Origin of the sequence: Burkholderia sp. AU18528 (assembly GCF_002223215.2) — a bacterium.
GTDB classification, from domain to species: Bacteria; Pseudomonadota; Gammaproteobacteria; order Burkholderiales; family Burkholderiaceae; genus Burkholderia; species Burkholderia semiarida.
The window spans coordinates 2,164,054-2,177,210 of record NZ_NKFC02000006.1 but is presented as its reverse complement, the minus strand read 5'-3'; the positions used below and the strand labels follow the sequence as shown (position 1 = coordinate 2,177,210).

Here is a 13,157-nt window from a genome sequence, read left to right as displayed (position 1 = left end):
GTCGGCGGGCGGGGGAAGGCGGCGCGGCAACGCCGAGCTGACGCGCGTTTCGGCTCTGATACACGGTTACGCAATTTACACATTATCCGGCGCGGAATCGGGCATCGAATCGGTTCGGCGCCTGTATCGCAGCTGGCTTGCCGGCTCGCACCTGCGCGAAACGGGCGTGCCGGTACAATGCAGCGATTCGCCCGGCGGCGGTTCGACGGTCCGCCGGACGACAACACACAACACGACACGATCAGGAGACGCGCCCAAGATGGCCTCAACGGACAGCCTTCCGCAGGCAGAAGCCCCATCCCCCTCCATCGACCCCGGCTCCATTTCGGCCCGCCTCGACCGCCTGCCGCCGACGCGCAGCGTCTGGAAGCTCGTCGTGCTGCTGAGCCTCGGCTTCTTCTTCGAACTCTACGATCTGCTGTACAGCGGCTACGTCGCGCCGGGCCTCGTGAAAAGCGGCATCCTTTCCGCGACGACGCACGGTCTGTTCGGCACCACGGGCGTCGCGAGTTTCATCGCCGCGCTGTTCTCGGGGCTCTTCATCGGCACGATCGCGTGCGGCTTCCTCGCCGACCGCTTCGGCCGCCGCGCGATCTTCACGTGGTCGCTGCTGTGGTACACGGCCGCGAACGTCGTGATGGCGTTCCAGGACACCGCGACCGGGCTGAATTTCTGGCGCTTCGTCGTCGGTCTCGGCCTCGGCGTCGAGATGGTGACGATCGGCACGTACATCTCCGAACTCGTGCCGAAGCAGATCCGCGGTCGCGCGTTCGCGTGCGAGCAGGCGGTGGGGTTCGTCGCGGTGCCGGTGGTCGCGTTTCTCGCGTACCTGCTCGTGCCGCACGCGCCGCTCGGCCTCGACGGCTGGCGCTGGGTCGTGCTGATCGGCGCGCATGGCGCGCTGTTCGTGTGGTGGATCCGCCGCGAACTGCCGGAAAGCCCGCGCTGGCTCGCGCAGCAGGGCCGGGTCGACGAAGCCGACCGCATCATGCGCGCGCTCGAGGCGAAGGTCGAAGCCGAATACGGGCGGCCGCTGCCGCTGCCCGCGCCGGCCGAACCCGTGCCGCCGCGCGGCAGCTTCCGCGACATGTGGGTGCCGCCGTATCGCAGCCGCACGATCATGATGACGATCTTCAACGTGTTCCAGACGGTCGGCTTCTACGGTTTCGCGAACTGGGTGCCGACGCTGCTGATCAAGCAGGGCATCACGATCACGTCGAGCCTGATGTATTCGAGCGTGATCGCGCTCGCGGCGCCGATCGGCCCACTGATCGGCCTCGTGATCGCCGATCGCTTCGAGCGCAAGTCGGTGATCGTCGCAATGGCGGCGGCGATCGTCGTGTGCGGGCTGCTGTTCAGCCAGACGACGGTGGGCGCTTTCCTGATCGTGCTCGGCATCGGCCTCACGCTCGCGAGCAACATCATGTCGTACAGCTTCCACGCATATCAGGCGGAGCTGTTCCCGACGTCGATCCGCGCGCGGGCCGTCGGTTTCGTCTATTCGTGGAGCCGCTTCTCGGCAATCTTCTCGTCGTTCGTGATCGCGGCCGTGCTGCGCGGTTTCGGCACGTTCGGCGTGTTCGCGTTCATCGCGGGCGCGATGGTGATCGTAATGGCCGCGATCGGAGGGATGGGACCGCGCACGAAGGGTATCGCGCTCGAAACCATCTCGAAGTAGTGGGCAGGTGCGCACGCGTGTCGCGCGGTTCGTGCGACATGCGTGCGATGTGGTCGAGGTTCTGAGTTCAGATGGACGGGGCGTTGGAATGATTGGTTGACCGAATCGATCGAACGGCACGAGCCTGCCATGCAACGAACGCGCAAGTGGAAACGAGTTGAAACAAAGCGTGACGAAGCGCAATTTCACGGGAAATCGCGGTTTTCGTCGCTGCCGATTCACGCACCGACGAGTAAAATGGAGGGCCTGACGACTCATTAGCCGCCATCGGAGCGCCCGCGTTGCATCAGCGAACGGCTCCGCCGCGAAGAGGCGTCGGCGCCGGGCGCGCGCGATGCGCCGCACGTGTCGATGGCTTGCGCGGAAGATGCGCCGCTCGCACCAGCAGCATGCGGCGGCCGGATCGGCCGATGGCCTCGAACGTATGATTCTTGCCTATTTGACGCGGCGCTTTGCGAAGCCGCGTTGCCTCAACCGCGCAGTCGCCGCATCCGTGTGGCTTGCTGCAGCAGTGTCGATTTCCGTGCTCGCCGAGCGGCCTGCCTTTGCCGCGTCCGACGCTGCGCCGTCTGCCGCGTCATCCTCATCCTCACCCGCTGTGCCGCCTGCTTCGGCGCCCTCCGGTACGCATCCGGCTTCGTCCGCGCATGCGGCGCCGGGTGCATCATCGGCGGCAGCGCCGGCATCCGCCGCGTCACACGTGAATTACGCGGAACCCGCGGGCGCGGCATCGGGTGCGTCGGCCGCTTCCGCGTCGTCGGCCGCCGCGCCTGCATCGGGCGCCTCCGACACATCCGCCAGCGAGGCCGAGCCGCCTGCGCCCACTCCGCCGCGCCGGCATCCGCCGCTGTCGGCCGAGGAAGCCCAACGCGCGACGACGCGCGCGCTCGACATCCGCAAGCGATTCACGCAGGAAGTCACGCGACGCCTGAACGTGCCGGCGAACGAGCAGCGCGCGTACGGCGAGCGGCTTCAGAAAGCACTCGCCGATGCGGACCTCGGCGATCTCGCGGGCGAATACGTCGTGATGGTCGATCGCGCGCCGAACGTGCAGGCGCTGTTCATCTATTTTCGCGCGACGCCGGCCAATGCGTGGCTGATGATCGGCGCATCACCGGTCGGCACCGGGTTGCCGGGCCAGTACGACCATTTCCTGACGCCGCTCGGCGTGTTCCATCACTCGCCCGATACGATGGATTTCCGCGCGGAAGGCACGACGAACGAGAACGGTATCCGCGGCTACGGCCGCCGCGACATGCGCATCTACGATTTCGGCTGGGTGGACGGCGAGCGCGGCTGGGGCAAGGGCGGCGTGTCGCCGATGCGCTTCCAGATGCATGCGACCGACCCCGACCGGCTCGAAGCGCTGCTCGGCATCCGGCATTCGAAGGGCTGCGTACGGATTCCCGCGTCGCTGAATACGTTCCTCGACCAGCACGGGCTGCTCGACGACGACTATCAGGCACGCGTAGAGGCCGGCAAGTCGCTGTGGGTGCTGCGTCGCGATCGCGACATCACGCCGATCGCGGGCCGCTATCTGGTCGTGATCGACAGCGCGCGCAAGACCCGCCCGGCCTGGTCGCCGATGCCGGGGCGCGGCGCGTGGTCGAAGCTGCCGAAGGGTGGGGACACGGCGGATTGACGGCCCGTTCGCCGAGCACGGAAGGCGTGAAGATGAGAATAAATCCGTTTTATTGACATATAAGGAAAGCAAACTTTTATTATCCGATCCGGGTTCGTATAGTCGTGCCCAGTTTCGCGGAACCCTGCCGCGCCTGGACCCTCATCGACCACCCGACCCGCATGAAAACTCTCTACAAGCTCGCTCCGCTCGCGATGCTCGGCGCCTTCGCGACCCATGCCGGTGCGCAAAGCAGCATCACGCTGTACGGTCTCATCTCGGCCGGTGTCGGGTTCGCGACGAATCAGGGCGGCAAGAACGCGTGGCAGGCGCTGTCCGGCACGAACCAGAACCCGCGCTGGGGGCTGAAGGGCAAGGAGGATCTGGGGCAGGGGCTGTCCGCGGTCTTCCAGCTCGAAAACGGCTTCAACGTGATGACGGGCACGGCCGCGCAGAATGGCCGCGAGTTCGGGCGCATGGCGTACGTCGGGCTCGCCGATCGTACCTACGGTTCGCTGACGTTCGGCCGCCAGTACGACGCGATCCACGACTACATCGGGCCTGTGATCATCGCGAGCAACGGCGTGAACATCGGCGACAACGACAACGGCTACAACGACATTCGCGTGCAGAACTCGGTGAAGTACGTGAGCCCCGTCTACTACGGGCTGAAGTTCACCGCACTGTACGGCTTCAGCAATGCCACCGGTTTCGCGAACAACAGCGCGTACAGCCTCGGGCTCGGCTATGAGCGCGGCCCGCTGCGCTGGAGCGCGGTCTATGCGCAGTACAACCATCCGTACAGCGCGACGAACCAGGACGGCGCGATCGCGAACGACTATGCGTCGCCGCTGCTGATCTTCAGCAAGAGCGCGATGTCGCCGGCCGCGTACGCAAGCCGGCAGCGGATCGCGGGCACGGGCGGCTTCTACACGATCGGCCGCGCGCAGTTCGCGGCGATGTTCACCGACGTGCGCTACGATTACCTCGACAATTCGCACCTGCACCTGCAGAACCTGGGCGTGAACGTCGTCTACACGATGACGCCGCAGCTCTTTCTCGGCGCCGCGTATGCGTTCACGAACGGCAAGTACGACGTGATCGACAAACGTCCGAAATGGCATCAGGTGAACCTGCAGGCCGATTACTTCCTGTCGAAACGCACCGACGTCGCGCTGACGGTGATCGCGCAGCAGGCGGCCGGCGACGCGGATCACGCGCAGATCTTCGCGTATGCGCGTTCGACCAGCACGCGCCAGATGATGGCGACGCTCGGCGTCCGGCACGTGTTTTGAGCGCCCGACCATGACCCATCCGATCGCATCCCGCCGCACCTTCCTGAAACTGTCCGCCGCGCTGGCCGGCACCGCGCTGCTGCCCGAAACGGGCGCATTCGCGGCAGGCGGCGACGTCGCGCGCCGCACGGTGATCATCGATACCGATCCGGGGCAGGACGACGCCATCGCGATCCTGTTCGCGCTCGGCGCGCCGGACCGGCTCGACGTGCGCGCGCTGACGGCCGTGGCCGGCAACGTGCCGCTCGAGCTGACAGAACGCAATGCGCGGATCGTCCGCGACTGGGCCGGCCGCACGAAGACGCTGCCGGTGTACGCAGGCTGCCCGCGCCCGCTCGTGCGCGACCTCGTGACGGCCGCGAACGTGCATGGCAAGACGGGGCTCGAAGGCGTCGAACTGCACGAGCCGCGCGCGCCGCTCGCCGCCGGTCACGCGGTGTCGTACCTCGTCGATACGCTGAGCCGCGCGGCGCCGAACAGCGTGACGCTGTGCGCGCTCGGCCCGCTGACGAACATCGCGACCGCGCTGGTCGAGGCGCCGCGGATTCGCGCCGCACTGCGCGATATCGTACTGATGGGCGGCGCGTTCTTCGAGCGCGGCAACATCACGCCGGCCGCGGAGTTCAACGTCTACGTCGATCCGCAGGCTGCCGACGTCGTGTTCGGCAGCGGCGTGCCGATCGTCGTGCTGCCGCGCGACGTCGCGGTGAAGGCGCCGATCACGCCGGCGCGCGTCGCGCCGTTCCGCGCGCTCGGCAACCGCTGCGGCGCGATCGTCGCGGACATCATGGAGGCCGAGCTCGCCTACAACAAGAAGCGGCGCGGTGTTGAAGACGCGCCGATGTACGACCCGACGGCCGTCGGCTATCTCGTCGATCCGACGCTGTTCGGCGGCCGCAAGGTGAACGTGGTGGTCGAGACGATCGGGCAATGGACGCTCGGCGAGACGATCGTCGACTGGAACGGGCGCAGCGGCCGTGCCCCGAATGCCACGTGGATCAACGAGGTCGACGCGGACCGCTTCTACGCGACGCTCGTCGATCGAATCGCGAAGCTGCCCTGAACGTGGGTGCCCAAGCGCGGCGAACGGAATCAGATGTGCTTCTCGATCCACTCGCGGCAAGCGCGCACGTGCGGTCCGCGATCGTCGGCGGCGAGCGAGATCAGCGAGATCGCACGCGTGACGCGCGGTTTGTCGACGCGCAGCGCGACGAGTTCGGGATCGTGCAGATGCATCGTGTAGAGGCTCGGCAGCACGGCGGTCGCGAGGCCGTTGCGCGCGAGCGCGTAGAGCGGCTCCGTGTATTCCATCCGGTACGTGACGTTCAGGCGCAGTTTCCCGGCGCCGCCGGTGCGATGCAGCGATTCGCTGACGCTGCCGCGCACGAATACCGCGAGTTCGCGATCGACGAGCTTCGCCCACGTGACGCTCTTCGCGCGGGCGAGCGGATCGTCGTGCCGTACGACGATCACGATCTCGTCCTCGAACAGCTGCTGGTAGCGCAGCGTGCCGTCGTCGCTATCGGGTTCGCGCACGCCGATGCCGAGATCCGCGACGCCGTCGCGCACCGCTTCGACGAGTGCGCTGTTCGGCAAATCGGTGAGCGTGAAGCGCAGCGTCGGGTGCGTGCCGCGCAGGGCATTGAGCGCGGGCAGCAGGCGGCCCGCGACCGACGGAATGAACGCGATGCGCACGGTCTGGATGCGTTCGCCGATGAGCCGCGTCATGTCGTCGAAGGTGCCGCGCGCCTGGTTGAGCAGGCGTTCGGCGAGCGGCAGCACGGCTTCGCCCGCGGTGGTGAGCGTGAGGCGATGCGCGGTGCGTGCGAACAGGCGGCCGCCGAGCAGGAACTCGATCTGGCGGATCGACGCAGTGAGCGCGGGCTGCGTGAGCGACAGCGCCTGCGCGGCCTGCGTGAAGCTGCGTGCATGGGCGAGCACGACGAAGTGCTGGACCTGCCGCAGCGTGAGCGCGGGGAGCAGCGACGAGCGGTCGGACATCGGGCAATAACGGTCGGGATGCGGTACGCGGCAGTATAAGACCGCGCTGCACGACCCGACACAGGACAATATTCGGAATCACGGGAGAACCACCATGTCAGCGACTGACACGATGCCGGCGCACGCGCCGGCCAACTGGCTCGAGCGGCGCTTCGCGCTCGCCGCGCGGGGCACGAGCGTGCGCACCGAGACGATCGCGGGCGTCACGTCGTTTCTCGCGGCCGCGTACCTGCTCGTCGTGATCCCGTCGCTGCTCGCGACGGGCGGCATGGACCGCGGCGCGGCGACGACCGCGACGATCGTCGTGTTCGTGCTGTTCACCACGCTGATGGGGCTTTACGCGAACCTGCCGTTCCTCGTCGGTCCCGGCATCGGCGGCTCGGTGATCATCGGCGTGACGCTCGCGACGACGGAGCACGTCGGCTGGCAGACGGGCCTCGGCATCGCGTGCGTGTCGGGCGTGCTGTTCTTCCTGCTGACGATCCTCGGCGCGCGCGGCGTCGTGGTGCGCCTGATTCCGGTACAGATCAAGCTCGGGCTCGGCGCGTCGATCGGGCTGTTCGTCACGATGCTCGGGCTGCGCAATGCTGGGATGGTCGTCGCGAACGCGAAGACCAACGCGTTCGCGCTCGGCGACTTCTCGCGGCCGGGCGCGCTCGTTGCGCTGATCGGCCTCGCGGTCGCGATCGTGCTGCAGGCGCGCAAGGTGCCCGGCGCGATCCTGATCGCGATCCTCGTCGCGGCCGCGGCCGGCGTGCCGCTCGGCGTCACGCACCTGCCCGCGTCGTTCGTGTCGCCGCCGCACAGCATCGCGCCGATCGCGTTCAAGCTCGATATCGGCAGCGCGTTGAGCCTGGCCGCCGCACCGTACCTGTTCGCGTTCTTCGCGGCGGAATTCTTCTCGACGCTCGGCACCGCGCTCGCGGTCGGCGCGAAGGCGAACCTGCTCGACGAACAGGGCAACCTGCCGAACATCAACCGGCCGTTCCTCGTCGATTCGCTTGCCGCGACGCTCGGCCCCGTGTTCGGCATTCCGGCGCTGACCGCGCTGATCGAATCGGCGGCGGGTGTCGAAGCCGGCGGCCGCAGCGGGCTGTCGTCGCTGGCCGCGGCCATGCTGTTCGCCGCGATGCTGCTGTTCGTGCCGGTCGCGCTCGCGATCCCCAAGGAGGCCACCGCACCGGCGCTGATCCTGATCGGGCTGTCGATGTTCGCGACGATCCGCCACACGCATTTCGACGACTTCACCGATGCGCTGCCCGTGATGTCGATGGTGCTGCTCACGCTGATGTCGAACAGCTTCGGCACCGGCATTGCCGGCGGGCTGCTGTGCTACGTGCTCGTCAAGCTGCTGGCCTGCCGCTGGCGCGACGTGTCGTGGGGGCTCGTCGTCCTCGCGCTGCCGCTCGGCTATTACTTCTGGACCGTCGTGAAGCCGCACTGAGAGACGGCTTCGCGACGCATCGGCACTACCAAAAAAGAGACTGACATGAAGGGAACACCAGGCAACGTCCCGGCCGCGCGCACGGGCATCGAGATTACGCCCGCCCATCGGGCCTTCTTCCGCGCGTTGCCGAAGGTCGAGCTGCATTGCCATCTGCTCGGCGCGGTGCGGCACGACACGTTCGTCGCGCTGGCCGAACGCAGCGGCGCGCCGATCGAGCGTGTGGAGATCGACGCGTTCTACGCGCGCGGCGAGAAGCCGGTGGGCGTGCTGCACGTGCTGCGCGCGCTCGACAAGTATTTGCTCACACGCCCCGACGACCTGCGGCGGATTGCCTACGAGTATCTGGAAGACGCGGCCGCGCACAACGTCAGGCATGCGGAATTCTTCTGGAATCCGACGGGAACGGTGCGCGTGTCGGGCATCGCGTATGCGGACGCGCAGGCCGCGATCGTGACGGCGATTCGCGACGCCGCGGCCGATTTCGGGATCGGCGCGCGCCTGATTCCGAGCATCGATCGCGAGCAGGACCCCGACGAAGCGGTTGCGATCGTCGAGTGGATGAAGGCGAATCGCGCGGACGAAGTCGCGGGGCTCGGCATCGACTATCGCGAGAACGACCGGCCGCCCGAGCTGTTCTGGAAGGCGTACCGAAACGCACGCACGGCGGGCTTTCGCACGACCGCGCATGCGGGCGAGTTCGGGATGCCGTGGCGCAACGTCGAGACGGCTGTCGATCTATTGCACGTCGATCGCGTCGATCACGGCTATACGATCGTCGACAACCCCGAACTGTGCGCGCGCTACGCGGAACGCGGCATCGTATTCACCGTCGTGCCGACGAATTCGTACTACCTGCGCACGCTGCCGCCGGAGCAATGGGCCGAGCTGCATCCGATGCGCAAGATGCCGGACCTCGGCTTGAAGATCCATCCGAACACCGACGATCCGACGCTGCACAAGGTGAACCCTTCGGAAGCGTGGGAGCTGATGTTCAGCCATTTCGGCTTCACCGTGGCCGAGTTGAAGCAATTCATGCTGAACGGAATCGACGGCGCGTGGGTCGATGACGCGACGAAGGGGGGGTGGCGTGCGGCATGGGCGTCTGAATACGACGCGCTGGCTGCGACGCTCGCGGCGGGCTGAGCGCGTTTTCTGACCAAGCCCGCCCGCATCACGCTCAGCGAAACAACCTCAGCCAGTCGAACAGTCCCGAATGCTGCGGCGCGCGCCGCTTCGGCGCCGGCGCGCTACGCGGCCGGAAGTCGGGCGAGAACTGCACGTGCGGATCGATGGCCCGCGCGCGCAGCGCCGCATCGTAGAACGATCCGACGATCGGCAGCGCACTGTGCGCGCCCGCGCCCCAGTAGTCGCTGCGCAGCGTCACGCTGCCGTCGTCGAAGCCGACCCATGCGCCGGCCACCAGTTGCGGATGCATCAGGATGAACCAGCCGTCGGTGTTGTCCTGCGTCGTGCCGGTCTTGCCCGCGACGTCGATGCGGATGCCGTAGCGCGAGCGGATGTCGGCGCCGGTGCCGTAATCGACGACGCCGCGCATCACGTCGACCAGCGTCTGCGCCGCGGCCACCGGCAGTGCGCGCTCCGGCGGCGCACTGGCGAACGTGGCGAGCACCTTGCCGTCGCGATCCTCGATGCGTGTGATCGTCTGCGGCGCGACGTACACGCCGCGGTTCGCGATCGTGCCGTACGCGGACACCATCTCCTTCAGCGTGACGGGGCTCGTGCCGAGCGCGAGCGACGGCACCGCGTCGAGCGGGCTGTCGCGCACACCCATCGCGCGGGCGAGCTGCGCGACCTTCGCCGCGCCCTCGTGCTGCATCACCTGCGCGGTGATGCGATTGCGCGACAGCGCCAGCCCGTCGCGCAGCGTCATCGGCTCGCCGGTCGGCGGTTCCGCATCGGTCGGGCGCCACACCGTGTGCGCGTCGATCGGGATCGCGACGGGACGGTCGACGAACGTATCGCCCGGCCGCATCCCGTCAGCGAACGCGGCGCCATAGACGAACGGCTTGAACGTCGAGCCCGGCTGACGCCGCGCCTGTATCACGTGATCGAACGGCTCGCTGCCGAAATCGGGGCTGCCGACCCACGCGCGGATCGCGCCGTTGCGCGGATCGATCGCGACGAAGCCGGCCTGCACCTGCGTCTTGCGCTCGCACAGCGTGCGCATGAATGCGCGATTCGCGCCGAGCTGCTTCAGCGCCGGCACATCGGCGAGCCCCGTTTCGCGGGCCTGACGATATTCGGGCGTCTGCCGGATGAAGCCGCGAAACAGGTCGTTGCGCAGCCCGCAGCCGGACGGCCCGCGCCATGCGCTGTCGGCGATCGCCTGCAGCCGTTCGGTCTGCCGTGCGAGCGCCTGCGTGGCCATGTCCTGCAGGCGTGCATCGAGCGTCGTGCGCACGACGAGGCCGTCCGAGTAGAGATCGTAGTTGTTGCGGTCGGCCCACGCGATCAGCCACTTGCGCAATTGCACCGCGAAATGCGGCGCGAGGCCCGGCTGCGCGGTCTGCGGTTCGAAGTCGACGCGCAGCGGCTGGCGCTGCAGTGTCGTGAGCTGTCGCGGCGCCAGCATGCCCGTCTGCGCCATCCGGCCGAGCACGACGTTGCGCCGCTGGACCGCGCGTTCCGGATTCAGCACCGGGTTGTAGTAGCTGTTGCCCTTCAGCATCCCGACGAGCGTCGCGCTCTCCGCGATGTCGAGCTGATCGGCGGACTTGCCGAAGTAGGTGCGCGCGGCCATCTCGACGCCGTACGCGTTGTACAGGAACGGCACGGTATTCAGGTAGGTTTCGAGAATCTCGTCCTTGCTGTACACCGCTTCGATCTTGAACGCTGTGATCAGCTCCTTCACTTTGCGCGTGAGCGTCGGCGCGCGGCCGACTTCATCGGGATACAGGTTGCGCGCGAGCTGCTGCGTGATCGTCGAGCCGCCTTGGCGATCACCGGAGAACGTACGCAGCCCGGCCGCGAGCGTGCGGCGCCAGTCGATGCCGTGATGCTGGTAGAAGCGATGGTCCTCGGTCGCGATCAGCGCGTCGACCATGTGCGGCGAGATCTGCCTGAGCGGCACCCATTCGCGGTTTACGGGCCGGAACTCGGCGATCAACTGGCCGTCGGCAGACAGCACGCGCGCGGGGCGGTCGATGCGCGCCTTGCGGATGTCGCCGATGCTCGGCGTGAACGGGACGAACGCAAGCAGGACCAGCAGGCCGAGCACCGGGATCGCGACGAGCGTCAGCGCCACGCCGCGACGCGTCGGATGGCGCAGGCGATGCAGCGCGCCGGCGCACAGTGCGCGGACGCGCGTGCGGCACGCGGCGGCGAGCGGCGCGATGCGGGCGCGGCAACGGAGCCACGCGTCTCGAAGAAACGGCACGAAGCGATTCACGGCGGCAGGAGCGCGGAGGGAAGACGCGCGATCCTAGCAAACGGAACCTGTGCGCCGGCAGTCGAAACGGCCGTTTGCTTGCAGGATTTACAGACGATTACGTTTGTTGCCCGCCGACAACCTTTTGCCATGCGCGAGGCCGCGATTCCACCGACGAAACCACGTCCGCGAGCCGCTGCGCGGCCGCTTCGATCTGCGCACGGCCGAACCCGCCGAAGCCGAGCACGAGCCCCGGGCGCGCCGTGCCGGGCGCGAACATCGGCGACACCGCGCGCACCGCGACACCGGCCCGGGCGGCGCGCGCGACCACGTCGAGATCGTCGATGCCTTGCGCGAGCCACAGCACGACGTGCATCCCCTGGTCGCCCGGTTGCACCCATGCGCGTTCGCGCGGCAGCCGCGCGCCGAGCGTGTCGATCAGCAGCGCGCGCTGTTCCGCATAGACGCCGCGCACGCGGCGGATGTGGCGGTCGAGATGGCCTTCGGCGATGAACGCGGCGAGCACGTGCTGATCGGCGGTCGGCGCATGACGATCCATCAGCACGCGCGCGCCGCAGAACGCGGGCACGAGAGCGTCGGGCGCGATCACGTAGCCGAGCCGCAGCGACGGAAACAGGATCTTGCTGAAGGTGCCGAGATAGATCACGCGATCGGGCGCGAGGCCCTGCAGCGACGGGAACGGATAGCCTTCGTAGCGCAACTCGCTGTCGTAGTCGTCCTCGACGACCCATGCGCGGTGCGTGCGGGCCCACGCGAGCAGCGCATTGCGGCGCGCCATGCTCAGCGGCATGCCGAGCGGATACTGGTGCGACGGCGTGACGAACGCGGCGCGCGCATCGGCCGCGAGACGAACGCCGGCGTCGACGTCGAGGCCGTCGGCGTCGACCGGCACGCGCACCATCGCATCGCGTCGCCCGGTGCTTTCGAGCAGCGCGGTGATGCCGCGGTAGGCCGGATTCTCGACCCACGCGCGGTCGTGTTCGCCGAGCAGCACCTGGCTCGCGAGATGCAGCCCCTGCTGCGTGCCGCTCGTGATCACGACCTGGCCGGCATCGCAGCGCACCGAGCGCGAGCGGCGCACGTAATCGGCAATCGCTTCGCGCAACGGCAGCGCGCCTTGCGGATCGGCATAGCCGGACGGCGCGCCGGCGCCGCGGGCGCGCAGGCGATTGCCGAGCCGGCGCCAGATGTCGTCGGGCGCGGTGAGGCCGAGCGGCACCGAGATCGCGAACGGCATGGCCGGCAGCGGATTGAATTCGCGGGCGAGCCGCGCGAAGGTGGCGGCCGGTTCGGGCAGGCCGTCGCGCATCGGGTCCGGGCCTGGCGCCGGCGATTCCGGGCCGTTGCCGGGCGGCGGTTCCGCGAGCGCGTGCGCGACCCGCGTGCCCGCTCCGCCGCGCGATTCGAGAAAGCCTTCGGCGATGAGCTGGGCATAGGCGTCGACGACGGTGCCGCGCGCCACCTGCAGCGACGCCGCCAGCAACCGCGTGGAGGGCAGCATATCGCCCGGCCGGACGTCGCCGCGGCGCACCGCGTCGCGCAGCGCCTGCGCGAGCTGACGGCTCAGGTCGCCGGCCGCGCGGTCGAGCGCGCCGAGCGACGGGATTTCGACGATCCGGGCCGTTCTTGCCATGATTCTGGTCTGCTGAAATTGTTTCAAACCGGCTCTACAGAATAAACCAGTTTCGGCTCACAATCGACGCATG

The 13,157-nt window shown here is 68.2% G+C and carries 9 protein-coding genes; 6 read left to right on the top strand and 3 right to left on the bottom strand.

Annotation, left to right across the window (positions count from 1 at the left end; genetic code table 11):
• Window positions 1-259 precede the first annotated feature (259 nt).
• From CFB52_RS26545 to CFB52_RS26530, 4 genes are all read left to right on the top strand, one after another.
• Entirely contained in the window at window positions 260-1,678 is a 1,419-nt protein-coding gene (locus tag CFB52_RS26545; protein WP_059575530.1) for an MFS transporter, read from the top strand.
• A 334-nt stretch (window positions 1,679-2,012) separates the two neighbouring features.
• Entirely contained in the window at window positions 2,013-3,320 is a 1,308-nt protein-coding gene (locus tag CFB52_RS26540; protein WP_081066569.1) for a hypothetical protein, read from the top strand.
• 161 nt (window positions 3,321-3,481) lie between these two features.
• Window positions 3,482-4,594, top strand: coding sequence for a porin (locus tag CFB52_RS26535; protein WP_059575526.1), 1,113 nt, complete (start codon window positions 3,482-3,484; stop codon window positions 4,592-4,594).
• A 10-nt stretch (window positions 4,595-4,604) separates the two neighbouring features.
• Window positions 4,605-5,657 (top strand): nucleoside hydrolase, encoded by a 1,053-nt coding sequence (locus tag CFB52_RS26530; RefSeq protein ID WP_059575524.1) that lies wholly within the window; start codon window positions 4,605-4,607, stop codon window positions 5,655-5,657.
• 29 nt (window positions 5,658-5,686) lie between these two features.
• Here CFB52_RS26530 and CFB52_RS26525 read toward each other — a convergent pair whose 3' ends face one another.
• On the bottom strand, window positions 5,687-6,595 hold the full coding sequence (locus CFB52_RS26525; protein WP_059575522.1) for a LysR family transcriptional regulator: 909 nt from the start codon (window positions 6,593-6,595) through the stop codon (window positions 5,687-5,689).
• Between the two features lie 94 nt (window positions 6,596-6,689).
• Here CFB52_RS26525 and CFB52_RS26520 point away from each other — a divergent pair, with 94 nt between their 5' ends.
• Window positions 6,690-8,039, top strand: coding sequence for an NCS2 family permease (locus CFB52_RS26520; RefSeq protein WP_059575520.1), 1,350 nt, complete (start codon window positions 6,690-6,692; stop codon window positions 8,037-8,039).
• A 45-nt stretch (window positions 8,040-8,084) separates the two neighbouring features.
• Complete coding sequence (add, locus tag CFB52_RS26515; RefSeq protein ID WP_059575517.1) at window positions 8,085-9,185, top strand: adenosine deaminase; 1,101 nt, start codon at window positions 8,085-8,087, stop codon at window positions 9,183-9,185.
• Window positions 9,186-9,219: 34 nt separating this feature from the next.
• On the opposite strand, the gene CFB52_RS26510 is transcribed toward add, so the two are convergent.
• Both CFB52_RS26510 and CFB52_RS26505 read right to left on the bottom strand, forming a co-directional pair.
• Window positions 9,220-11,451, bottom strand: a complete 2,232-nt coding sequence (locus tag CFB52_RS26510) for a penicillin-binding protein 1A (protein WP_059575515.1) — start codon at window positions 11,449-11,451, stop codon at window positions 9,220-9,222.
• 97 nt (window positions 11,452-11,548) lie between these two features.
• Complete coding sequence (locus CFB52_RS26505; protein WP_059575513.1) at window positions 11,549-13,084, bottom strand: PLP-dependent aminotransferase family protein; 1,536 nt, start codon at window positions 13,082-13,084, stop codon at window positions 11,549-11,551.
• Window positions 13,085-13,157 lie beyond the last annotated feature (73 nt).